This window comes from Methylobacterium sp. D53M, from assembly GCF_053345625.1.
Genome location: NZ_JBKFAL010000047.1, coordinates 1 through 21,365, shown reverse-complemented (window position 1 = coordinate 21,365; position 21,365 = coordinate 1). Strand labels below are relative to the sequence as shown.

Here is a 21,365-nt window from a genome sequence, read left to right as displayed (position 1 = left end):
AGCTTCTGGATCGAGGTGATGCCCTGGTTGGCGGCCTGGATCGACTGGATGCCGTTGGAGACGCCGTCGAGGAGCGAGTTCAGGCTCGAGGAGCGTCCGTCGAGGGCCTGGGAGGTGAAGAAGTTGGTCGGATTGTCGAGGGCGGAGTTGACGGTCTTGCCGGTCGCGAGCCGGTTCTGGGTGGTCGCCATCAGCTGGGCGGTGTCCTGCAGCGAGAGCAGGTTCTGACGCGTGGCGGCCGACAGGGTGATCGAGGACATAGGTCTTATCTTTCTGATTTGATGCACCCGTTTCTCGGGTACGCCAGTAATCGTCCTCCAAACGTTTCGCGGGGGTTAAATCAATTGCCGACTCCCAGTGTGTCCGAAGTGATCGTTAATGAATCGATCCTTCAGGCGCTCAGTATTTACAGATCGCGGAGCGTGTTCAAGATCCATTAACCATCCGCAGCCATAAGCTGTGACGCAAACCAAGTCTGTCGCGCCTGCCCGACCGGGGCCGATCCGGTTCGGTCGGCGCGGCGGGTACGGGACGCACCTTGCAGGGAGCTCAGATGTGATCGCTCAAGCGTCCGGTGATGTTGGCGCCGCGACCCCTTCCGCGTCACCGAAGTTGCCCCATGTGGCGATCGCGATCCCCTGCGGGACCATGGTCCACGCGGACTTCGCCGTGAGCCTCGGATCGATGATGCACTCGCTCGGCGAGATGCCGATGTCGATCGTCGTCGGGAAGTCGTCGATCGTCGCCGATGCCCGCAACCTCGGCCTCGAATACGCGCAGAAGTACGGGGCGGAGTACGTCCTGTTCATCGACAGCGACATGACCTTCCCGAAGGACGCACTCCTCAAGCTCCTCGTGCGGCAAGTCGACATCATCGGCGCGACCTATTCCCGCCGCACCGCCCCGTTCCACTTCCTGGGCGACATCCTCCCGGAGCAGCCGGCCGACGCGCCGAAGGGTCTGCTGGAGATGTCCCGGATCCCGACCGGCTTCCTGCTGATCAAGTCCACGGTCTTCGAGAAGCTGAAGAAGCCCTATTTCCGCTTCCGCGTCGACGAGGAAGCCGGCGTGAACATCGGCGAGGACTTCGACTTCAGCGACCGGGCACGCGCCGCCGGCTTCCGGATCTGGTGCGATCCGTATCTCAGCAAGGAGCTCGGCCATATCGGCGAGCAATCCTTCAAGCTCTGACAGCGTTCCGCGCCGCGGCGCGCGACGCCCGACACGGTGAGGCGTGGGAATGAGGATCGCGATCATCACGCCGTCGAGGCTCAAACCCTCGACCCTGGCCGGAAAGGCCGGCCAGTACTTCCTGGAACACGCGATCGCGAGCGCCAACGCCCAGGAGCTCGACCGGCCGGCGACGATCCACTTCTTCGTCGGGATCGATCCCGGGATCGAGATCCCGGCGCGGCTCGCCGCGCACCCGCAGGTCACCTTCGCGCGCGGTCCGCAGAGGGGCCAGATCCCCGCGCTGAACGCCGCCATCGCCGCCGTCGACGACAGCTGGGACCTCGTCGGCTTCCTCGAGGACGACGATCACTGGCTGCCGGCCTATCTGGGCTTCGCGCTGAGGGCTCTTGAGAGCTTCGATTTCGTCTCCTCGACGCAGCTCGAGACCGACGAGGCCGGCGAGGTGGTGCGGATCAACGACTTCGCCACGCCGTCGGGCTGGCTGATGCGGCGGACCACCTTCGCGCAGGTCGGCGCGATCAGCCCGGCCGCGAAGTGGCACTACGACAACGAGTGGCTCGGCCGCCTCGCCGAGACCGGCCTGCGCCGCGCCCACCTCGTCGAGGCGACGGCGCCCGTCACGCTGCAGCACGCGATCCAGGTCCGTCCGTGGCTCGCCAACGTCCTGCGCAACGGCGGCCCCAACGTGCAGCTCGTGCGGCACGGTTTCGTCCTGCCGCTGGTGTGCCGCCTCGTGCATCCGGGCTCCGGGACCTCGGATGTCGGCTCGGGCGGCACCTCCAAGGCCGAGAGCAACGCCGAGTACCAGCGGCTGGTCGACCGCTTCGGTCGCATCCCCTGGTGAAGGCGCCGGGTGGAGCACCCGACGCCCGCAGCCCCCGTCCCGAGGCGGCCGACCTAGGCGGTTCGCCCCCGAGCCCGCCCCCGCAGCGCGTCCTGGAACGCGGCGAAGACCCGGCGCATCTGCGGGGCCTTGTAGGGAAACAGCTCCGCCGAATCCATGTCGTGGACGACCATCCCGGTATCGGCCTCGAAGACCAGCAGACGGCCGTCCGCGCACTCGGCGCAGTCGATGATCAGGTAATCGAGGCCGATCCTGCGGTGGATCTCGGCGAACGCGGCGCGGTGGCGCTCGGCGAAGTCGGTGTCGAACGTGGCCATGGCGGCGGCCTCGACCTGCCGCTTCACCGGATCCTCCAGCATGCCGGCGTTGAGGTAGTGGATCATCCAGTGATCGCGGATGGCCATGTGGCAGAGGTATGGCACACCGTCGATCAGCACGATGCGCAACTTCCGATAGAGGCCGTCGGGACCGCGGTAATCGCAGAACTGCGTGACGTAGAACGCCTCGGCCTCCGTCTGCGCGAGGTAGAGATGCAGGTCCTCCGCCCGGTCGATCTTCTGGAGGTCGTTGCCGGCGTGCGTGTCCAGGGGCCGCACGAGGAGCGGGTAGGTCGGGCCCTCGGCTCTGCGGGACGCCGCGGCGCTCAGGATGGAGCGGCTCACGCGGGCGACCTCCGGCGCCAGGATCCCATCCGCCCCGCGGAGCGCGTCCGCGATCCCGTGGCGGGACGTCTTGAGGACGTGGCGCGGGTGATTGACGATCGGCCGCGTCCACCGGTCCGCCGCCGCCGCGAGGGCTTCCAGGAGCGGCTCGGCGGTCCGCGCGTAGGCGATGCCCGTGACGATGACGTCGTGCGCCGGCAGGTCGTGCGGGATCGGCTCGCCGGGGCGGAGATAGAGGTAGGTGAGGCCGAAATCGCCGTCGTTCAGCAGGAAGTCGATCGGCGTGTTGGCCATGAGATCGCCGGCCGTGACCAGGACGAGGACGCGGATCCGCGCCTGATCCGGGTTCGAGCGCAGCGAGAAGACCCGCTGTCCGTCCAGCACCTCTCTCTGGAGCGCGAGCCCCTCGGTGAAGCGGTGCTTCAGCAGCAGGATCGTCGCCATGTCCAGCGCCGTCCCGGCGTCGAGGGCGGAGTCGCCGCCTTCGGCGAGGATCTCGGCGGCCAGGGCGGCCATGTCGGCGCCCTCGAAGGCCGCCCGGATCAGGCGGGCCGGGCCGATCATCGGGTTCGGGTTGTCGATCCCCGCAACGTGCGCTTGCATCAGAGCCTCCGAGCCGTGGGGTCGCCGCAGCGATCCCGGAACCGCGATCAGGTGTTTCGAATCGCGCTCCGCGGCACGACGAACGCACTCTGACCGCACGGAGGTTTACGAAGCGCTAACCATGTTCTCGGTTCACCGGCGGCGGTCCCGGCCGAGACGCGGAGGCCGTGCGCGCGTCAGGCGTGCCTCACTCGCGCCGCGGCGCGGCGCCCGCGCGCCGGAGAGCGTCGGCCAGCGCCCCGCCGGGCGCCGGACCCGAACTCGGTCGGCTCCGCGGCGCGTCCTGCCGGGGCTCGGCCGTCCTCCGGGTCTGCTGGCCCGGCTCGACGGGATCGTCGAGCCGCAGCGACAGCGCGATGCGCTTGCGCGGGACGTCGACGCTGAGGACCAGCACCCGGACGACCTCGCCGATCCGGACGACCTCGGTGGGCGACGCGATCCGCCGCCGGGCCATCGCCGAGATGTGGACGAGCCCGTCCTGGTGGACGCCGATATCCACGAAGGCCCCGAAGGCCGCGACGTTGGTGACGACACCCTCGAGCTGCATCCCGGGCTTCAGGTCCCCGATCGTCTCGACGCCCTCCTGGAAGCGCGCCGTCTTGAATTCCGGCCGCGGGTCCCGCCCCGGCTTCTCGAGCTCGGCGATGATGTCGCGCACGGTCGGCAGGCCGAAGCGCGCGTCGACGAAGGGCTCCGGCGCGAGGCGGCCGAGGAGGGCGGCGTTGCCGAGCAGGACGTGGATGTCGCTCTTCGTCGCCTGGAGGATGCGGCGGACCACCGGATAGGCTTCCGGGTGGACGCCAGACCCGTCGAGCGGGTCGTCACCGCCCTGGATGCGGAGGAAGCCGGCGGCCAGCTCGAAGGTCTTCGGGCCGAGCCCCGGGACCTTCTTGAGCGCTGCCCGCGTGCGGAACGGGCCCTGGGCGTCGCGGTGGGCGACGATCCGCGCCGCCATCGCGCCGCCGAGGCCGGAGACCTGCGCCAGCAGGGCCGGGGAGGCGGTGTTGACGTCCACCCCGACCGCGTTGACCGCGTCCTCCACCACCGCCGAGAGCGACCGCGACAGCTTCGCCTCGCTCACGTCGTGCTGGTACTGCCCGACGCCGATCGACTTGGGGTCGATCTTGACCAGTTCCGCCAGGGGATCCTGGAGGCGCCGGGCGATCGACGCGGCGCCGCGATGGGACACGTCGAGGTCGGGCAACTCCTTGGCGGCGATCTCGGAGGCCGAGTAGATCGAGGCGCCGGCCTCGGAGACCACGACCTTCGCCAGCGGCAGGTCCGGGTTCGCCGCGATGATCTCCGCGGCGAGGCGCTCGGTCTCGCGGGACGCGGTGCCGTTGCCGACGGCGAGAAGCTCCACGCCGTGCAGCCGGCAGAGCCGGCCGAGCGTCGCGACGGCCTCCCGCCAGCGCCGCTGCGGCTCGTGCGGGTAGGTCGTCTTCACCGCGACGACCCGCCCGGTCCGATCCGCCACCGCGACCTTCACGCCGTTCCGGTAGCCCGGATCGAGCCCCATCGTCGCCCGCCCGCCCGCCGGGGCGGCGAGGAGCAGGTCCTTGAGGTTCCCGGCGAAGACCGACACGGCCTCGTCCTCGGCCCGCTCGAACAGCCGGCCGCGCAGGTCCTGCTTGATCCCGGCCCGGATCTTCGTTCGCCAGGCCGTGCGCACCGTGTCGAGGAGCCAGGCATCGCCGGGACGCCCCCGCGCCGCGATCTCGAAGCGGCGGCAGATCGCCATCTCGAAGGGCCCGGGAAGGCCCGGCGCCGACTCCTCCCCCTCCGCGGCGAAGCCGACGTCGAGCACCTCTTCCCGCTCACCGCGGAAGATCGCCAGGATCCGGTGCGAGGGCATGCGCTCCAGCCGCTCGCTCCAGTCGAAGTAGTCCGAGAACTTCGCCCCCTCGTTCGCCTTGCCCTTGCGCACCTGCGAGACGAGCTGGCCGGTCCGCCAGTAATCCGCCCGCAGGCGCCCCACGAGGTCGGCATCCTCGCCGAAGCGCTCGATCAGGATGGCGCGGGCGCCCTCCAGCGCGGCCTCGGTGTCCGGCACGCCCCGCGCGTCCGACACGTAAGCGGTCGCGACCGCTTCGGGCGCGCGGTCGGGACGGCTCAGCAGGGCCTGGGCCAGCGGTTCGAGGCCGGCTTCGCGGGCGGATTGCGCCTTCGAGCGCCGCTTGGGCCGGAAGGGCAGGTACAGGTCCTCCAGCCGCGCCTTCGTGTCGGCGGCGTCGAGGGCCGCAGCCAGGGGCGGGGACATCTTTCCCTGGGCCGTGATGCTCGCGACGATCGCGGCGCGCCGCTCGTTGAGATCGCGCAGGTAGGACAGGCGCTCCTCCAGCCTGCGCAGCTGCGTGTCGTCGAGGCCGCCCGTATTCTCCTTCCGGTAGCGCGCGATGAACGGCACGGTCGCGCCGCCGTCGAGGAGCGCCACGGTGGCCGCGACCTGCGCCTCCCCGACACCGAGTTCCTCGGCGATCAGAGCGTTCACGGATTTCATGGGTTCTCCGACTGGAGTCGCGGCGACGGACGGGCTGCCTGGGTGGAGCGCCAAGCCGTCGGAAACAAGGCACCGGTCAGGGGCGCAGCTGCGCATCCGCCCCGGCCTCCGCCTTCACGGCCCGGGCACAATCCAGGATGCGGTGCCGGGCATCGGGATCCTTGATCGAGAACCACAGGGTCAGCAATTCTTCGGTCATCGAACGGTCGTCCTGCGGGTCCGGATCGAAGAAGACGTCGACCGAACATCCGAGAGTCTCGGCCAGATCGCCGAGAAGGTGGCGCGACCGTTCGTTCGGGACTCTGCTGTGATCTGCCATCACGTCGATCCGCCTCGCAGCGCCACCGGGTGCTGCCGCCAGAATGCCCTCGACCCCGCCCGCAACGGGTCAGAGCATCGAGATCCAGACAATCCAGTCAAGTCCGCACGTCGCAGGACCGTCGCGGCGTCGGCAGCGCGGATGCCGAGGCGGCTGTCACGGGGCCAGCGCAGTTCCTGGGGATAGCTGGTCGGCTGTCCGCTCATCCTGGCGCGGATTTCGCACCCGATTGTTCAGGTCAGATCTCGATGGATAGCTGGCACGATGCTGAAGCATCGATCTCATCGCCCTCCGTCCATGAAGACAATAGTCTTCAGCGGAAGGTCGCGGCGGCCGGCGCGCCTTGACGGTCGCGAAACAACGTCATCCGGATGTCACCCGCGGATGCAAGTCTTTCGCTTCGCATGTCCCGGACAGGGAGGCGCCCGTGCAATTCGAGATACGAGAGCGTAGCCGGTCGCTGTGGTCCTGGGTTCTCGTCAACGAGACTGACGAGCCCGTTCTCGAATCGCGACGCAGCTTCCCGTCCCGCGCCCAGGCCACGGCGGCGGCCCTGGCCTTCTCCCAGCTCGTCTCCCGTGCGGGGCGCAGCCTGGGCGGCGGCCCGCGTCAGGTCGGGTTCCTCTGACGGTAGCTTGCTCCGGTCCGGTGTCAGGTCGTCCGGATCCGGTGGCGCACGAGGCTCACGAGACTCGTGGCGGCGATGACGCAGCCAACGCCCATCGCGCCGAGGCAGCTGATGGTGCGGATCGGCTCGCCGCGGGCCAGAACGATGGCCACCGCGAGCGGCAGGAGCAGGAACACGAACAGGAGGGTCATGACCGGATCCGAATGACGATGCGCGAATCTAGGACCCGAATGGTTAATCACTTCTCACGGCTCGGTCCGGCTGGCGGCCTCGGTGGACCTCACGATCGGGGCGCACCGACACGTCTCCGCGAGCGGCGCTGAGCGATCCCGGGCGCGCGCCGCGGTCGTCACTTCGCGGTAGGACGGACCGCGATCACCGTTCGCGCGCGTCGAGGCGGACGAGGCGGTCGACCAGGGCCCGGTCGTGCAGGAGCGCCATCCGCTCCTTCGGCGAGAGCCATGCCTGCGCCTCCGTCACCGTCTCGGCCTCGCAGATCTTGGCGGTGGCCAGGGTCTGGTCTGGATCGATCGCGCCCCGGGGCCGCCGCTGACCGAGGGGCAGCATCCGCGTGTGGTCACGCGCGAGGTCGGGATCGGCGTGGAGGGCCGCGAGGGCATCCGTCTCGTCGAACCCGTGCTCCGCGTTGCGGGCCGCGAGGGACGCGGCGCGGACCGCGATCTCCGGCGGGGTAGCCTCTTCCGGCGTAGCGAGGAGCAGGCGTCGCTTGAGCGCCAGGCCGAGCCCGAGCTGGCCGCTCGCCCAGGAGATCGGGATCGCCAGAACGAGACCCAGGATCGTCGGGCTCATCCAGAGGAACAGCGAGGTGGCGATCGCGAAGGCGGCGACGCCCGCCACCAGCCCCAGCAGCGTGTGCCAGCGATGGCGGACGACGATGTCGCGCAGCGGGATCGAGCCGTCGTCCCGCCGCTGCGGGTTCCATCCCGTGTCTCGTCCGAGCAGGATGCCCATCACGGAGCCCGACTGGATCACCATCGCCACCGGCGCCACCAGGGCGGACAGCAGGATCTCGACGAGGCTCGACAGGACGAGCCGTCCGGCGCCGCCGCAGGCGCGCCGCACCGGGCCGTCCAGCAGCGCCAGGATCAGGCCGAGGAACTTGGGTGCCAGCAGCACCGCCATGGTCAGGCCGAACAGCTGGAGCGCGCGGACCGGATCGAAGCGCGGGAAGACCGGCGAGAAGCCGGCGCCGCCGAAATAGTCCGGCCGCTCCGTGGCCGTCTGGAGCACCAGCAGGATACCGACCACCAGCTGCAGCAGCCACAGCGGTGAGGCGAGGTAGCCGGCGATGCCGGTGGCGAAGTGCTGCCGCGTCGCGGGATGCAGCCCGGCGGCGCCGATCACCCGCGCGTGTTGGAGATTGCCCTGCGCCCAGCGCCGGTCGCGCACCGCCACGTCGATCAGCGAGGGCGGGCTCTCCTCGTACGAGCCTGGCAGGCGATGGAGCATGTACACCGCCCAGCCCGCACGGCGGATCAGGGCCGCCTCGACGAAGTCGTGGGACAGGATGTGTCCGCCGAAGGGCGGCTTCCCGGGCAGGTCCGGCAGGCCGCAGGAATCCGCGAAGGCGCGGGTCCGGATGATCGCGTTGTGACCCCAGTAGTTGCCGTCCCGGCCCGACCACGCGGCGAGGCCGGCGGCGATCACCGGGCCGTAGATCCGGGCCGCGAATTGCTGGAGTCGGGCGAACAGGGTGTTGCGGTTGATGATCAGCGGCAGCGTCTGGATGATTCCAGCATCCGGGTCCGCCTCCATGGCGGCCGCGAGCGCCACGACGGCAGATCCGCTCATCAGGCTGTCGGCGTCCAGCACGAGCATGTGGTCGTAGCGCCCGCCCCAGCGGGTGACGAAATCGCCGATGTTCCCGGCCTTGCGGTGATGGTTCTTCGGCCGGTGCCGGTAGTAGAGCCGGGCCTCGGGGCCGAGCCGGCCGCGCAGGTCGAGATAGGCCCGCTCCTCGGCGATCCAGGCATCGGGCTGGGTGGAGTCCGAGAGGACGAACCAGTCGAAATGATCGCCCAGCCCGGTCGCCTCGATCGCCTCGCGCATGGCCTCGATACCAGCGAAGGTACGGGCCGTCGCCTCGTTGTAGACGGGCATCAGGACCGCGGTCCGCGTGCGCAGCGCGGCCGGGTTCGGCGCAGGCCGGGGCCCGCGCAGCAGCGTCGCGAAGCCGAGCACCGCGCTGGTGAAGGCCAGGGCGATCCACGAGAAGGTCAGGCAGAACAGGACGACCAGCACGAGCTGGAGGGCGGTCGGGCTGCCGGAGACCGACACGGTCTCGACCATCTGCCAGCCGCCGAAGGCCGTGAGCGCCAGGGCGCCGCCGAACACCAGGATCCGCTCAGGCCAGGGCGTCCGGACCCGGCGCTCCGGCCGGTGACCGAGCCCCGGATCCCAGCGCGCCAGATCCTGGACGGGCATCGACAGGGGAGCCTCGGGCGGCAGATAACGGCCGCCGTCGGTCACGGTCTCGCGCCCGGAACCGGCGTCCGTCGCTGGCGGCAATATCATGGTCTCGTCCAGTCGCACGGGGGAGGCCGTTCCTCAGTAATCGGGTCGGGGTTCAGGGTGTCCAGCGAAACAGCCAGGTCTCGCTGGCCCGGGTCTGGCCGCGCCGGAGCGCGAGACGCAGCTCGCTCGCGCGCTCGCTCCCCGGATCGAGCTCAAACAGGATCCGCAGCGTCTTACGATCGGGGTACCGAAACCGTTCCTGGCGCGTGATCGTCCCGGCCGAGGCGCCGAGGTCGACGTCGATGTCTCCGGGCTGGAACAGCGCGTCGCCCTCGAAATCGACGGCGAAGAGCCGGCGGTTCCCCGTGCTGCCGTGACCGCAGCGGCTGTCGCGCACCCGGGCGATCTCCGGCGGCAGCGGGTCTGGCCAGCCCTTGGACCAGTGCTGCCGGCACTGGAAGCGCATCTCCGCGCCCTTCGCGAGCTTCGCCTTGGGCCGCCAGTAGGCGAAGACGTTCTCGTTGAGCTCGGAATCGCTCGGGATCTCCAGCAGCGTGACCGCGCCCTCGTTCCAGTCGTCGAGGGGCTCCAGCCAGAGGGACGGTCGCTGCTCCCAGTGGCGCCGGTCGTCCTCGAAATCGCCGTAGGCGCGGGCGCGCTGCATGAGGCCGAAGCCCTTGGGCCCGCGATCCACGAAGGCCGAGACCTGCAGCGCCTCGGGATTGTGAACCGGGCGCCAGATCGGCTCGCCGTAGCCGTTGTGGATCGCCAGGCCCTCCACCGAGAAGGCCGCGGCGCGCAGGTCGTCCACGCGGTTCCGGTCGAGCGGCCCGAACAGGTAGCTGCCCTGCATGCCGCCGAGACCGATATGGTCGAGTTCGGCGCGGGCGAAGACCGTCCCGTCGATCTGCGCCGTGGAGACGTCGCGGCCCGGCGTCAGCGTGATCTTGAACGCCGCGGTCGCCGATTCCGATTCCGCGAGGGCGTGGACGATGACCGGCTGGCCCGCCCGCGGCGCCTCGACGAACAGGGCCCGGAACAGCGGGAATTCCTCGCCACGGGAATCCGCCGGCCGCAGGGCGAGCGCCCGGGCGTTGATGCCGAAATCCTGGCCCTCGGCGACGAGGCGGAAGAACGAGGCGCCCTGGAACAGGGCGAAGTTCGACAGCCCGTCGGCGCCGTCGAACCGGGCGCGCAGGCGGAAACCCGAGAAGGCGGTGTCGGCGGTCAGGTCGGGCAAATCGAGGCCTGGCGCCGCGATGGCGGACTTGTCGTACCCGACCGGCTGCACCACGCCGTTCTCCACGACGAACAGCGACACCGGCATCTCGAAGATCGAGCCGCGCAGCAGCGGCTCCAGGACGTAGCCGGCATTTCGGTCGGCCCAGACCGCGCGGCCCTCCGCGGGGCGGATGGCCTCGTAGGCCTCGCGGGAGAGGTTCTTGAGAACCGTCGGCACGTCGCCGGTCTTCGGGGCGGCGTAGGGGGCGGCGGCCCGGGCGCGGGCGAGGTCGGTCAGCGTGCCCGCCCCGAATGCCTCGCCGGCGCCGGGCAGGGCCGGGGCCTTCTCCGGGTCGGCCGCCCGCGCGGCTGCCGGGAGCAGGCCCGCGGCAGCGCCGAGCGCGCCCCCCAGGACGGCGCGGCGTGTCGCGGTGGCGGAGAATCCGGGGTCGATCGTCATGCAGGCGGTCGTCTCGCGTCGCAAGGCAAGATGCGGGAGGCCCCGTGTATACGGACAGGCCGGCTGAACCCAGCGTTAAGCAAGCGCTTGAACCGCAAGGGGCTCCGTTGACTTAACCCGAGCCGGCTCTCTAATTCGGCCGACTGCATCGGAACGGGGGAGGCAGCATGGGATCGTTGCGAGTGACTGGCCACGGCGTGGATCTCGGCGAGAGTCTGCGCGGCCGCGTCGAGGAACGGATGTCGGCGATCCAGGCGAAGTATCTCGACTCGCACATGCACGATTCCTGCAACGGCCACGTCACGCTCCGGCGCGACGGCACAGCCTTCCGGACGGATTGCGTCCTGCACCTCGTCTCCGGCCTGACGATCGAGGCCAACGGCTTCGCGCACGACGCGCGGTCGAGCTTCGAGCAGACCGCGGAGCGCCTGGAGACCCGTCTGCGGCGCTACAAGCACAAGCTGAAGCAGCACGCGACGGGCCCGGGCGACGACGCGGCGGTCGAGGCCGCCTACGCGGTGTTCGCCGCCCCGGAGGTGGAGGAGGACGACGCCGCCGAGGGCGACGCCCACCCGCCGATCGTCGCCGAGAGCACCAAGACTCTCCAGCGCCGCACCATCGGCGAAGCGGTGACGGCCCTCGACATGACGGGATCCCCAGTGGTTGTGTTCGTCCACGCTGGCACCGGCCGCGTCAACGTCGTATATCGGCGGAGCGACGGAGCGATCGGCTGGGTGGACCCGCCGAACGCCACCGAGTGACGCCGCGGGTCGGGAGGAACGGAGCCGGAACCGGCTGGTTTCCCCGCTTATTGAATCTGGTGGGGGCGCGGCCGGAACGGTCGTCGATGCCCCTGCGACGAGGCCCGCTTCCTCGCGAACGGGCGACGGGGCAACGGTCGTTCGATGCCAGTTCTGGAATTCCTCGACCCCGACTCGGTCGTGCCGGCCCTGCGCGCCCGCGCCAAGAAGCAGGTGCTGCAGGACCTCGCCGCGCAGGCGGCGCGGCGCCTGCCCGCCCTCGGTGAGCGCCCCGTCTTCGACACGCTGCTCCAGCGCGAGCGGCTCGGGTCGACCGGCATCGGCGACGGCGTGGCGATCCCGCACGGCAAGCTGCCCGGTCTCGACCGTCTCTTCGGGCTGTTCGCGCGCTTCGACCGGCCGGTGGACTTCGAGGCGCTCGACGGCCAGCCCGTGGACATCGCCTTCCTGCTGCTCGCGCCCGAGGGCGCCGGCGCCGATCACCTGAAGGCCCTGGCGCAGGTCGCCCGCATCCTGCGCGAGCCGGGCATGCTCGCCCATATCCGCGCCGCCCGGGACGCCGGCGCGCTCTACGCTCTCCTGACGCGCTCGACGGCACCGCAGGCCGCGTGATGATCCAGAGCTTCCGAACGGCCGCCGTCCTGACCCTCGCGGCCGGCATCTCCGGCGCCGCCGCCCAGGGCGAGACCACCTGCGCGCGCGACGTCCTGGTGGCGCAGTCGATGCAGCGCCAGGCCCTCGAGCAGCTCGAGCAGGCGGACGGGGACGACGCCAAGAACTGCCGCGTCTGGCGGCGCCACGTGGAGACGATGCGCCGCGTGGCGAGCGTCTACGGCCGCTGCCTTTCCGGTTCGGAGCGCAGCGAGCGCCTCGCCCAGGTCCAGGGGTCGGACCGCGAGTTCTCGGCCGCGATCAAGGCCCGCTGCAAGGGGCTGTAGGGGAGGGGGTGGCGCGCGCCGCGCCCTCAATCCACGCCGCGGAGCATGAGCGGCTCGGCCACCATCTTCACCGGCTTGCCGCGCCCGATCAGGATCGCCGCGCGGGAGCGTTCGGGATCGGCCTCGAAGCGCGTGCGGACCCAGCTGACCAGGAACTTCATGTATTCGGAGGCCAGGAGGCGCGCGGCCGGCGGGTTCTGCCACCAGCGATCGGCATCGAAGGCCTCGCTCACGACCGGATGCGGCAGGACGCGGTCGCTGTCCTGGAGGGCGTGGTCGAGTTCGACCAGCGTCCGCGGCATGTGGTAGTTCGAGGTCACGACCGCGACGGTGCTGAACCGGTGCGCGCGCATCCAGCGCCGCGTCTCGATGGCGTTCCCGATCGTGTTGCGCGCCCGGTAGTCGAGATCCACGCAGCAGGCGATCAGGGCGCGCTGGGTCGGGTTCAGCCGGGCGATCTCGTCGCGGCTGGTCCGCTCGTTGACCCCGGTGATGAGCAGGCGCCGCCCGTAGCCGCCCGCGAGCAGGTCGATCGCGTCGCCGATCCGCTGGGCACCGCCGGTCAGCGCGACGATCCCGTCGGCCCGGTCGGTCGGCGTCCGCTCCTGGCGGGCGAGCGCGCCGACGAACACGAGAAAGCCCGCGAACAGGGCCAGCATCCCGAGCCCGGCGCCGAGGCCGCAGGTCCAGAGCGCGATCCGCCGCCGGTCGCGCGGGCGCGCAGCGGCGCGGCGCGGGAGACCCCACTCGTGCCAGGCCCAGCCGACGGCGTCGGTCGAGGGCGGATCCGATGCGCGCAGCATACGCGTGGTCATCCTCCGGAGAATCGGCGCCGATTGCGGCGGCTCGGAGGCCGGCGCGGTCGGCTGTTTCCACACCGCAACGATAAAGTTTCCAGATGGTAAACGCGCTCGGAAGTCCCCCTATTTCCACGTCTTCGTGACGCAGCAGGGATCAGGCCAGGAAGCGCCGCACGGTCACGCGCGAGACGACGCCCGTGACGAGGGACGCGATCACGCCGATCAGGATCACGCTGGCGTAGCCGCGCAGGCCGATATGGAACGCGCCGAACAGCGCCTCGACCTCCTGACCGGCCGGTCCGGAGCGCGCGGCCCGGGCGAGGAGCCCGGCGATCACGAAGGCCACGAGGGCCAGACCGGCGCCGATCGCGCCGCCGCGCAGGCCCAGGCCGAAGAACCGCCGCTGGAATGCGCGGGCGATGTAGTCGTCGTCGGCGCCGACGAAATGCAGCACTTCCACCACCTCGCGGTTGCTCGCCATGGCGCCGCGTGTCGCGAAGGTCACCGCGAGGCCGGTGGCGATCAGGACGAGCAGCACGAGCCCGATCCCGATCCCCACGAAGGCGTTGGCGGCGGTCGAGAGTCGCTGCAGCCAGAGGGCGTGGTCGTCGAGGCTGGCGACGCCCGGCAGCGCCTCGACGAGGCGTGATCGCAGCCGCTTCAGGTCGGCCGCCTGGCTGCTGGAGAGCTTGAGGGCGATGAGCCGCGGCACCGGCAGGTCGGACAGGTCGAGCCCGGTCCCGAGCCACGGCTCGAGCAGGCGCTCCGCCTCGGCCTTGCTGAACACCCGCGTCTCCGCGATCCCGGGTTCGGCCTTGGCGATGCCGTCGGCGCGCGCGACGTCGGCGTCGACGTCGCGGCCGGGACCGGGCCGGACCTGGATCGTGACCTCCCGCGCCACGTCGCCCTGCCACTGGGCGGCGTTCGTCGCGACCATCTCGGCCGCGCCCGCGCAGAGGCCGGCGAGGAAGGTGAGGATCGCGATGACCGCCGCGAGGGAGCGCCCCGCCGCCGTGTCGGTGGGCACCAGCGGCGCGTTGCGGCGCAGGTTGGCCGGCATCGACGGGTCGGGCGGCACGGCCGATCCACCGGCCTTCGTCCGCGGCATCGCCTGAGTACTCATTCCTCGATCCGCAGCCGGCCTTCGCCCAGGACCATCCGGCGGGCATCGACGGCGTCCATGATGCCGAAATCGTGGGTGGCGATGATGACCGAGGTCCCGAGCTTGTTCAGCTCCAGGAACAGGCGCAGCAGCCGCCGCCCGAGGCCCGGATCGACGTTGCCGGTCGGCTCGTCCGCGAGCAGCAGGTCGGGCCGCGCGATCAGCGCGCGGGCGATGGCCGCGCGCTGCTTCTCGCCGCCCGAGAGCAGCGGGGGCAGGGCGTGCATGCGTTCGCCGAGGCCGACCCAGCGCAGCAGTTCCACCACCTCGGCCCGGTAGCTGGCCTCGGCCCGGCCCTGGACGCGCAGCGGTAGGGCGACGTTCTCGTAGGTGGTCAGGTGGTCGAGGAGCCGGAAATCCTGGAACACCACGCCCATCCGGCGCCGGAGCCCGGTCAGCGCCTTCGCGGAGATGTCGCTCACCTCCTCGCCGAAGATCGAGACGAGCCCGCGGGTCGGCCGCGTCGACAGAAGGATCAGGCGCAGCAGCGTCGTCTTCCCGGCGCCGGACGGGCCGGTCAGGAACTGGAAGGAGCGCGGCGCGATGCGGAAGCTCACGTCGGACAGCACCTCCGGCCCGAGGCCGTAGCGCATGCCGACATTCTCGAACTGCACCACCGGCCGCTCCGCGCCGGGCAGCAGGCTCTTCATGCTCGCCTGTAGGTTCAAAGCCGTGCCGTATTTCGTCTGTCCGTCCCTCGGGAATCGCCGGAGCGGCGGGCGTTTTCAAGGCCTCGGGGATTTCACGGCCCCTTAACCCTGTTCGGGCACACTTCTTCAAGCAATTCACAGTCCGGCCCGGTCGCGGCCGATCGATGCGAGTATGGCGCGGATGCTGATCGCCTGCCCGAGCTGCGCGAGCGAATATCGCATCGACGCCAGCAAGGTCGGCATGGAGGGCCGTTCGGTCCGCTGTGCCGCCTGCCGCGAGACGTGGTTCATCTCGCCCGCCGACGTCCTCGCCGGCCACGAGGCGGAGCTCGCCGCGCAGGCCGAGACCGATCCCCTCGCGGACGCGGCCTGGGAGGAGGCGACCGCCTCGGTGCGGAATGCCACCGACGTTCCGGCGCCCGAATCCCGACGGTCCGCCAAGCGCAAGTCCACCGGGAAGGCCGCCGGCAAGGCGCGCCGCGCGATCCCGGGTCTGACACCGTCTCTGGCTCTCGGCCTGACGCTCCTGGCGGCGATCCCGCTCGTCTGCCTCGCCCGGACCAGCGTGGTCCGGGCCGTCCCGCAGACCGCCTCCCTGTTCGCGCGCATTGGCCTGCCGGTGAACGTGCGCGGGATCGAGATCCGCGACGTCGTCGCCTTCAACAACCCGGCCGAGGACGACAGTCCCGCGGAACTCGTCGTCGAGGGCGACCTCGTCGGCGTCGCGCGCTCGGACGCGCCCGTCGCGCCGCTGAGCGTCGAGATCCGCGACGCCGGCGGTCGGACGATCAAGACCTTCACGGTCGCGCCGCCGCGGACGATCCTCGCCGCGACCGAGACCGCGCGATTCCGCGCGAGCCTGCCGTCGCCGCCGGCCGCTGGGCGCGCGGTGGTGCTGCGTTTCGCCGACGCGTCCGCGACCCGCTCCGACCCTCGGGTGGCGGCAGCGGATCGGTGAGGCGGGTCCGCGCCGGTCATTAGCTCAGGTTGCGCCTCTCCCGCGGATCGGCAACCTTCTCGACGGCCTTCCCGTTACGGGCGTGAGCGTCGGCCGACGTCGGCGCATGGGATCGCCGTGCCTTGAGTGTTCGCGAAACCGTTCCTATCGTCGTCGAGACAACCGACTCGGTCGATCAGAAGCGCGCCTTCGACTACTGGCGCAGCACGGCACTGGCGCGCGTCGACGCGACGCCGCTGGCACCCGACATCCCGTTCGCGGCGGGCCGCCGGCTCGCGATCACCCGTCACGGCGCGATCCTGCACACCCTGAGCAAACCGATCGGGGTCGAGCGCACGACGCAGCACGTGCGCCGGGACGGGCGCGACGACATCGCGGTCGTGCTCCTCGTCCAGGGCAGCGGCTACATCGAGCAGGGCAACAGCGGCGCCGTGCTGGGCGCCGGCGACATCGCCGTCCATGCCATGGACCAGCCCTTCGCGATCGGCAGCCGCGATTCCTACGAGGAGATCCGCCTCCAGGTGCCGCGCGCCGCCTTCGTGAGCCAGGTCGGCAGCGTGCACGCCTTCGCCGGGCGCGGTCTCCGCGCGACGCCGCTCAGCGGCCTGTTCGCGACCTATCTGCGGTCGTTCTCCGAGACGGTCGGCGGTATGTCGGAGGCGGAAGCCGGCATCGCCCTCGAGGGCGTCCTGCACCTGCTGCGCGCCCTGGCCGACCGCCAAGGCGAGACGGCCGGCGACGAGCTGTCCGGGGACGCCGTGCGGGCCCTGGCCCTTGCCCATATCGAGCGCCGACTGCACGATCCCGCCTTCGGGCCGGAATCGCTGCCGACGGCTCTGCGGGTCTCGCGAAGCCGCCTCTACGCGGCTTTCACGGGCGACGAGGGCGTGGCGGCGAAGATCCGCGACGCCCGGCTCGACCGGGCCTACAAGCGACTCCGCGGCGGCACGCGGATCGGGTCGGTGATGACGAGCTGCGGCTTCACCGACGCGGCCACCTTCAGCCGCGCCTTCCGCCGCCGGTTCGGCGTGGCACCTCGGGACGTGCTGGAACGCCGCCCCTGACGGAGTCAGATGCGGCTGCCGCGCGGGTCGGAGACCGTCCGCCCGGGCGCGAACGCGCCCGCGAGCCGCTGCGCCACGCCGATCAACCCCAGGCCGAGGCGGATCGCGACGACGCCGACCCGCGCGATCCGGATCTGCCCGGGCAGCTGGCGCGGGCCGATCGGGCGGTAGGCGAGGCGCGGGCTGGCGCGCTCTGCCTCCGCGATGGCCTGACCCAGCGGGAGGGACGCGATGCGCCGCGCCTCCGGCGGAACGATGCCGATCGCCCGCGCCCAGCCGTCGCTCCGCGCGAGCGCCCCGCGCCCGTGCATCTGGCGGAATCGCCGCCGCCAGAGGTAGCGCCGCACGGCGCGCGGGAAGGTCTCCATCCGGGCATCGCAGAGCGCGTCGGGCTCCTCGCAGCGGGAGCGGATCGTGTCCGCCACGCCGCCCGGCGCGCGCCCGGCGAGGCGGGCCGAGATGGTCACGCAGACGTCGGTGGCGTGCCGGACCCGCAGCCCGTGTTCCAGCAGCCGGGCGATGAAGGCGCCGTCCTCGCCGAGCGGGATCTCGGGCATGCCGCCGACGGCGAGGTACGCGCTGCGGGTCACCGCGAGGGTCGCGCCGATCGCGGTCCGGTGGCAGGGCCAGGGGTCGTTCGGATCGGGATCGATCCGCGCCTCGGCCTCGGTGATCAGGGCGTCGTAGGTGTCCTCCAGCCGGCCGCGGGCGGGGAGCGAGGGCGGCAGCAGCGCCGCCTCCGCCGCGTCGAGCTCGACCCGGCCGGCCACAGCGTCGGCCCCGGCCTCGATCGCCGCGCGATTGCGCGCCACCCAGTTGGGCGGGACCCGGCTGTCGGCGTCGGTCGACAGGATGATCCCCGCATTCCCCGCATCACCCAGCCAGGCGGCGGCGGCGTCCATGGCCCGGCGCCGGGCCCATCCGGCATGGGCGCCGGAAAAATTCTCGACGGACACCCGGACCGGGATCGACAGCGTCGGCACCAGCGCGGTGACGAGGGCCTCGGTGCCGTCCGTGCAGTTGTTCAGGAACAGCACGAGCCCGACGCGCCCCGATTCAGCACCCTCCTGGGCGTCGATCGCCCGCAGGCACGCGGCGATCCGCTCCTCCTCGTTGCGCACGGGCACCGCCACGATCGCATCGGGACCCGGGACGTCTGACAAAGGGGGGCTCGACACCGGTGATCATCTCCGCCGGACCCGTCGTGCGGGTCTGGATCGGGCTTATGCCGGAGCTTCCCTGAACGGAACCGGACCGGGGAGATCCGGCGACGGGCCGTCGGTCAGAGGGTCTTCTCGACGAGGCCCTCGATCCATTCCGGCTGGGTCTCGCCGACCGAGCGGCCGACCTCGGTCGCGCCCTTGTAGGCGATCAGCGTGCTCTGCATCCGCACGTTCAGGCGGCGCAGCAGCTCCTTCTGGCTGTCGAAGTCGATGTCGAAGATCTGGAGATCCTTGAAACGCGGCTCGGCCGCGAGTTTCGCGAGGATCGGCTTCTGCGTCCGGCAGATCGGGCACCACGGGGCGCTGACCGCGATCAGCACCGGCTTCCCGCCCTTCTGCGCGGCCTCGAAGGCCGCGTCCGAGAACGGCCGGATCTCGCCCGCCAGGGCAGCGGTCGGGACCCCGAGCAGGGCCGGGCCGGCGAGGGCGAGGCCGACGAGCGCGAGGACGTGACGGCGGCTCTTCATGGCGTGCGATCCTCCCGCGACCCCGTCGGCGCGGGGGGCTGCTGGTGGCGGGATGCTACGTCGCGCGCCCGGCCCCGTCCCTGTGACCTGTGCGCCCCAAAGACGGAAAGCCCCTGCGCCGGATCACATTGTCGAGACGCCGGACGGCGACGCGTCGGACGACCGGTCCTCCGCCACGAGCGCCGCGATGTCGTCGGGACCCACCGCGTCGATCGGGCGCCGGATCTTCAGGGCCCGCGTGGGCGCGCCGGCGCGCATCACCAGCACGATCGTCTCCATGTCGGGGCAGCCCGGATCGGCGCAGGCGATCTCGTTGACCGCCAGCGTGTCGGCCTCGCCGAGGCCGAGGGCCGTCCGCAGATCCTGCTTCAGGCGCGCCGCGATCGCGGCGCGCTCCGCCGAGCGGGCCCGCCACGCCTTGAGGCTCACGAAAGCCATGCGCGATGCTCGTTGTCCTGCCGTGGAAGACCGGTTGCGGATGTGTAACACTGTTACAGTTATCCGGGGGCGGTCAAGCGTCGCCCCATGCGCCTGAAACAACCGTCGTGTTCACCGGTCATGTAGAGGCCGACCTCGGAAAAACCGACTTCGTTGGTCTTCGGACTCGACAGGGGCGTAGAGGTCCGGTGTGGTGTAATAGGCGCGCGAAGGATGTGAGATCTTGCGACCCTGGCGGGACGGGCCGGACGACCGGCGGAGCTACCATCACGGCAACCTGAAGGAGGCCCTACTGGAGGCCGCGCGCCGGTTCATCGCCGAGCGCGGGATCGGCGGCTTCACCCTGGTCGACGCCGCGCGGCTCGTCGGCGTAACGCCGGCCGCCTTGTACCGCCATTTCCGCGGCCGCGAGGCGCTCCTCGAGGAGCTGGCCGGGCGCGGCTTCGCGGAGCTCGCCGCGCGTCTGGCGCGGGCCCTCACGTCGCGCGGGACGCCGCTGGAGCGGTTCACCCGGATGGGTGAGACCTATCTCGCCTTCGCCGAGGAGGAGCCGGCCTACTACGCGGCGATCTTCGAGACCCGCGGGGGACCCGCCGGCGGGGCCGATCCCGACGCGCCGCCCGGCGCCTCCGGCGCGGAGGCGCGGCCGAGTCCCTTCGACCTGCTGGTGGAAGCGCTGCAGGCGACCTTCGTGGACGGATTCGGGGGCGTGGCGCCCCGCTTCATCGCCCTGGAGGTCTGGGCCCTCGCGCACGGCCTCGCCACCCTCTCGGCCGCCGGCCATCTGCCGCGCGGCCCCGGCTTCCCCGACAAGTACGAGCTGCTGCGGGCCGGAGTCCTCGCCCTGGTCCACGGGGCGGGGCGCCCCGGCGAGCGCGACGGCGGCGGTGGGCGCTCTTGAAAGGCCCCCGCCGGACCCGCATGTTAACCGCGTTCACATGAACAGCGGAGCACAGCCGTGACCTCTCAATCCTCCTCCCCCTGGGCGACCGGCAGGCTCTGCCGGTCCGGCCCGTTCCCGCGTCGGTCGCTGGAGATCGGCGCGATCGTGGTGGGCTTCATCTACTGGTGGCCGGTCGGCCTCGCGCTCGTGGCCTGGAAATTCGCGGGCTACCCGGCCTTCGCCGAGATGCGGGACGCCGCGCGCCGGACGATGTCGGGGTTCGAGGGCGGGCGCCCCGCGTCGCGCTTCGCCCGCGCCTTCGAGGCCGCGAACCGCGGCGGCAGCGGGAACGCCGCCTTCGACGAGTACCGCCGGGCCGAGCTCGACCGCCTCGAGGCGCAGCGCCGCGCCCTCGAGGAAGAGAGCCGCGCCTTCTCGGACTTCGTGGAGGAGCTGAAGCGCGCCCGGGACCGCGAGCAGTTCGACGCGTTCATGGCCAAGCGCCGCACCGAGGGTGGCGGCCGCGCGGTCTGATTCTGCGACGCGGCGTCCGGGCCCATCGGCCCGGACGCACCCCTGAATGCCGCGTGCCGTCTCAGGCCGCGCGGACGCGATCGAGGAACCGCGCCACCTCGCCGTTCAGGTGCTCGGACTGCTCCGAGAGCCGCGACGCCTCGGCCAGAACCTGCCCGGCGGCCTGACCGGTCTTCTCGACGGCCCCCGCGACGCTGACGATGCTGCGGGTCACCTCGCCGGTGCCGGCCGCGGCCTGACCGACGTTGCGGACGATCTCGTGGGTCGCCGCGCCCTGCTGCTCCACCGCCGCCGCGATCGTGGTCGCCACGCCGTCGATGTCCCGGATCCGGGCCGTGATCGTCCCGATCGCCGCGACGGCCTGGACGGTCGAGGCCTGCACCCGCCCGATCTGGCCCGCGATCTCTTCAGTCGCCTTGGCGGTCTGCTCGGCGAGCGCCTTGACCTCCGAGGCCACCACCGCGAAGCCGCGGCCCGCGGCGCCGGCGCGCGCCGCCTCGATCGTGGCGTTGAGCGCCAGCAGGTTGGTCTGGCCCGCGATGGTCGAGATCAGCCCGACCACGTCGCCGATCCGCGCCACT

The 21,365-nt window shown here is 71.4% G+C and carries 24 protein-coding genes; 10 read left to right on the top strand and 14 right to left on the bottom strand.

Annotated features, from left to right (window positions below):
- Nucleotides 1-260: flagellin N-terminal helical domain-containing protein (locus ACLBYG_RS30640; protein ID WP_447683961.1), on the bottom strand; the 260-nt coding region annotated here is incomplete at its 3' end.
- Nucleotides 261-621: 361 nt separating this feature from the next.
- Here ACLBYG_RS30640 and ACLBYG_RS30635 point away from each other — a divergent pair.
- Complete coding sequence (locus ACLBYG_RS30635; RefSeq protein WP_020093585.1) at nt 622-1,191, top strand: glycosyltransferase family 2 protein; 570 nt, start codon at nt 622-624, stop codon at nt 1,189-1,191.
- A gap of 49 nt (nt 1,192-1,240) precedes the next feature.
- Nucleotides 1,241-2,038 (top strand): glycosyltransferase family 2 protein, encoded by a 798-nt coding sequence (locus ACLBYG_RS30630; RefSeq protein WP_447683960.1) that lies wholly within the window; start codon nt 1,241-1,243, stop codon nt 2,036-2,038.
- A 53-nt stretch (nt 2,039-2,091) separates the two neighbouring features.
- Here ACLBYG_RS30630 and ACLBYG_RS30625 read toward each other — a convergent pair whose 3' ends face one another.
- The 3 genes from ACLBYG_RS30625 to ACLBYG_RS30615 all read right to left on the bottom strand — a co-directional run bounded on the left by ACLBYG_RS30625 (nt 2,092) and on the right by ACLBYG_RS30615 (nt 6,122).
- Nucleotides 2,092-3,303, bottom strand: a complete 1,212-nt coding sequence (locus ACLBYG_RS30625; RefSeq protein WP_447683959.1) for a hypothetical protein — start codon at nt 3,301-3,303, stop codon at nt 2,092-2,094.
- Nucleotides 3,304-3,490: 187 nt separating this feature from the next.
- The gene (locus ACLBYG_RS30620; protein ID WP_447683958.1) at nt 3,491-5,803 is read right to left on the bottom strand and encodes a Tex family protein; all 2,313 of its coding nucleotides are present in this window, start codon (nt 5,801-5,803) and stop codon (nt 3,491-3,493) included.
- Nucleotides 5,804-5,879: 76 nt separating this feature from the next.
- The gene (locus ACLBYG_RS30615) at nt 5,880-6,122 is read right to left on the bottom strand and encodes a hypothetical protein (RefSeq protein WP_447683957.1); all 243 of its coding nucleotides are present in this window, start codon (nt 6,120-6,122) and stop codon (nt 5,880-5,882) included.
- A 427-nt stretch (nt 6,123-6,549) separates the two neighbouring features.
- Here ACLBYG_RS30615 and ACLBYG_RS30610 point away from each other — a divergent pair, with 427 nt between their 5' ends.
- A complete protein-coding gene (locus ACLBYG_RS30610; protein WP_020093590.1) occupies nt 6,550-6,750 on the top strand; it encodes a hypothetical protein in 201 nt (66 codons plus the stop codon).
- Nucleotides 6,751-6,773: 23 nt separating this feature from the next.
- Here the strand turns inward: ACLBYG_RS30610 and ACLBYG_RS30605 are convergent, their stop codons facing one another.
- The 3 genes from ACLBYG_RS30605 to ACLBYG_RS30595 all read right to left on the bottom strand — a co-directional run bounded on the left by ACLBYG_RS30605 (nt 6,774) and on the right by ACLBYG_RS30595 (nt 10,906).
- Nucleotides 6,774-6,941, bottom strand: a complete 168-nt coding sequence (locus tag ACLBYG_RS30605) for a hypothetical protein (protein ID WP_020093591.1) — start codon at nt 6,939-6,941, stop codon at nt 6,774-6,776.
- 184 nt (nt 6,942-7,125) lie between these two features.
- Nucleotides 7,126-9,285, bottom strand: a complete 2,160-nt coding sequence (gene mdoH / locus ACLBYG_RS30600) for a glucans biosynthesis glucosyltransferase MdoH (protein ID WP_447683956.1) — start codon at nt 9,283-9,285, stop codon at nt 7,126-7,128.
- Nucleotides 9,286-9,337: 52 nt separating this feature from the next.
- The gene (locus ACLBYG_RS30595) at nt 9,338-10,906 is read right to left on the bottom strand and encodes a glucan biosynthesis protein D (protein WP_447683955.1); all 1,569 of its coding nucleotides are present in this window, start codon (nt 10,904-10,906) and stop codon (nt 9,338-9,340) included.
- 167 nt (nt 10,907-11,073) lie between these two features.
- On the opposite strand from ACLBYG_RS30595, the gene ACLBYG_RS30590 reads away from it, so the two are divergent.
- The 3 genes from ACLBYG_RS30590 (at nt 11,074) to ACLBYG_RS30580 (ending at nt 12,605) form a co-directional block, all read left to right on the top strand.
- Complete coding sequence (locus ACLBYG_RS30590; RefSeq protein WP_026605000.1) at nt 11,074-11,667, top strand: ribosome hibernation promotion factor; 594 nt, start codon at nt 11,074-11,076, stop codon at nt 11,665-11,667.
- Between the two features lie 144 nt (nt 11,668-11,811).
- Complete coding sequence (gene ptsN / locus ACLBYG_RS30585; protein ID WP_020093595.1) at nt 11,812-12,279, top strand: PTS IIA-like nitrogen regulatory protein PtsN; 468 nt, start codon at nt 11,812-11,814, stop codon at nt 12,277-12,279.
- Entirely contained in the window at nt 12,279-12,605 is a 327-nt protein-coding gene (locus ACLBYG_RS30580; protein ID WP_447683954.1) for a hypothetical protein, read from the top strand. The genes ptsN and ACLBYG_RS30580 overlap by 1 nt, the downstream gene beginning before the upstream one ends.
- A 26-nt stretch (nt 12,606-12,631) precedes the next feature.
- Here the strand turns inward: ACLBYG_RS30580 and ACLBYG_RS30575 are convergent, their stop codons facing one another.
- From ACLBYG_RS30575 to ftsE, 3 genes are all read right to left on the bottom strand, one after another.
- Complete coding sequence (locus tag ACLBYG_RS30575) at nt 12,632-13,408, bottom strand: YdcF family protein (protein WP_056528310.1); 777 nt, start codon at nt 13,406-13,408, stop codon at nt 12,632-12,634.
- A gap of 151 nt (nt 13,409-13,559) precedes the next feature.
- On the bottom strand, nt 13,560-14,528 hold the full coding sequence (locus ACLBYG_RS30570) for a cell division protein FtsX (protein WP_020093598.1): 969 nt from the start codon (nt 14,526-14,528) through the stop codon (nt 13,560-13,562).
- A complete protein-coding gene (gene ftsE / locus ACLBYG_RS30565; protein WP_331299942.1) occupies nt 14,525-15,217 on the bottom strand; it encodes a cell division ATP-binding protein FtsE in 693 nt (230 codons plus the stop codon). The genes ACLBYG_RS30570 and ftsE overlap by 4 nt, the downstream gene beginning before the upstream one ends.
- Before the next feature lie 181 nt (nt 15,218-15,398).
- Between ftsE and ACLBYG_RS30560 the strand changes: the two genes are divergently transcribed.
- Nucleotides 15,399-16,175, top strand: coding sequence for a zinc-ribbon domain-containing protein (locus ACLBYG_RS30560; RefSeq protein ID WP_447683962.1), 777 nt, complete (start codon nt 15,399-15,401; stop codon nt 16,173-16,175).
- A 122-nt stretch (nt 16,176-16,297) separates the two neighbouring features.
- Nucleotides 16,298-17,239: a helix-turn-helix domain-containing protein gene (locus tag ACLBYG_RS30555; RefSeq protein WP_447683953.1), complete on the top strand. Its 942-nt coding sequence runs from the start codon at nt 16,298-16,300 to the stop codon at nt 17,237-17,239.
- Between the two features lie 5 nt (nt 17,240-17,244).
- Here ACLBYG_RS30555 and ACLBYG_RS30550 read toward each other — a convergent pair whose 3' ends face one another.
- The 3 genes from ACLBYG_RS30550 to ACLBYG_RS30540 form a co-directional block, all read right to left on the bottom strand.
- On the bottom strand, nt 17,245-18,372 hold the full coding sequence (locus tag ACLBYG_RS30550) for a glycosyltransferase (RefSeq protein WP_447683952.1): 1,128 nt from the start codon (nt 18,370-18,372) through the stop codon (nt 17,245-17,247).
- Nucleotides 18,373-18,521: 149 nt separating this feature from the next.
- Complete coding sequence (locus ACLBYG_RS30545; protein ID WP_091981979.1) at nt 18,522-18,929, bottom strand: thioredoxin family protein; 408 nt, start codon at nt 18,927-18,929, stop codon at nt 18,522-18,524.
- 123 nt (nt 18,930-19,052) lie between these two features.
- Complete coding sequence (locus tag ACLBYG_RS30540) at nt 19,053-19,367, bottom strand: hypothetical protein (RefSeq protein WP_447683951.1); 315 nt, start codon at nt 19,365-19,367, stop codon at nt 19,053-19,055.
- A gap of 223 nt (nt 19,368-19,590) precedes the next feature.
- On the opposite strand from ACLBYG_RS30540, the gene ACLBYG_RS30535 reads away from it, so the two are divergent.
- Both ACLBYG_RS30535 and ACLBYG_RS30530 read left to right on the top strand, forming a co-directional pair.
- Nucleotides 19,591-20,268 (top strand): TetR/AcrR family transcriptional regulator, encoded by a 678-nt coding sequence (locus tag ACLBYG_RS30535; RefSeq protein WP_447683950.1) that lies wholly within the window; start codon nt 19,591-19,593, stop codon nt 20,266-20,268.
- A gap of 57 nt (nt 20,269-20,325) precedes the next feature.
- Nucleotides 20,326-20,784, top strand: a complete 459-nt coding sequence (locus tag ACLBYG_RS30530; RefSeq protein WP_091683327.1) for a DUF2852 domain-containing protein — start codon at nt 20,326-20,328, stop codon at nt 20,782-20,784.
- A 61-nt stretch (nt 20,785-20,845) separates the two neighbouring features.
- Here the strand turns inward: ACLBYG_RS30530 and ACLBYG_RS30525 are convergent.
- Nucleotides 20,846-21,365 (bottom strand): methyl-accepting chemotaxis protein (locus tag ACLBYG_RS30525; protein ID WP_447683949.1); only part of this gene is annotated, 520 nt, incomplete at its 5' end.

Coding starts and splice junctions, on each gene's coding strand:
- ACLBYG_RS30595 (WP_447683955.1), bottom strand. CDS start 10,906: ATGACGATCGACCCCGGATTCTCCGCCACCGCGACACGCCGCGCCGTC.
- ftsE (WP_331299942.1), bottom strand. CDS start 15,217: ATGAAGAGCCTGCTGCCCGGCGCGGAGCGGCCGGTGGTGCAGTTCGAG.
- ACLBYG_RS30590 (WP_026605000.1), top strand. CDS start 11,074: ATGGGATCGTTGCGAGTGACTGGCCACGGCGTGGATCTCGGCGAGAGT.
- ACLBYG_RS30605 (WP_020093591.1), bottom strand. CDS start 6,941: ATGACCCTCCTGTTCGTGTTCCTGCTCCTGCCGCTCGCGGTGGCCATC.
- ACLBYG_RS30570 (WP_020093598.1), bottom strand. CDS start 14,528: ATGAGTACTCAGGCGATGCCGCGGACGAAGGCCGGTGGATCGGCCGTG.
- ptsN (WP_020093595.1), top strand. CDS start 11,812: ATGCCAGTTCTGGAATTCCTCGACCCCGACTCGGTCGTGCCGGCCCTG.
- ACLBYG_RS30575 (WP_056528310.1), bottom strand. CDS start 13,408: ATGCTGCGCGCATCGGATCCGCCCTCGACCGACGCCGTCGGCTGGGCC.
- ACLBYG_RS30615 (WP_447683957.1), bottom strand. CDS start 6,122: ATGGCAGATCACAGCAGAGTCCCGAACGAACGGTCGCGCCACCTTCTC.
- ACLBYG_RS30540 (WP_447683951.1), bottom strand. CDS start 19,367: ATGGCTTTCGTGAGCCTCAAGGCGTGGCGGGCCCGCTCGGCGGAGCGC.
- ACLBYG_RS30560 (WP_447683962.1), top strand. CDS start 15,399: ATGCTGATCGCCTGCCCGAGCTGCGCGAGCGAATATCGCATCGACGCC.
- ACLBYG_RS30625 (WP_447683959.1), bottom strand. CDS start 3,303: ATGCAAGCGCACGTTGCGGGGATCGACAACCCGAACCCGATGATCGGC.
- ACLBYG_RS30580 (WP_447683954.1), top strand. CDS start 12,279: ATGATCCAGAGCTTCCGAACGGCCGCCGTCCTGACCCTCGCGGCCGGC.
- mdoH (WP_447683956.1), bottom strand. CDS start 9,285: ATGATATTGCCGCCAGCGACGGACGCCGGTTCCGGGCGCGAGACCGTG.
- ACLBYG_RS30620 (WP_447683958.1), bottom strand. CDS start 5,803: ATGAAATCCGTGAACGCTCTGATCGCCGAGGAACTCGGTGTCGGGGAG.
- ACLBYG_RS30545 (WP_091981979.1), bottom strand. CDS start 18,929: ATGAAGAGCCGCCGTCACGTCCTCGCGCTCGTCGGCCTCGCCCTCGCC.
- ACLBYG_RS30630 (WP_447683960.1), top strand. CDS start 1,241: ATGAGGATCGCGATCATCACGCCGTCGAGGCTCAAACCCTCGACCCTG.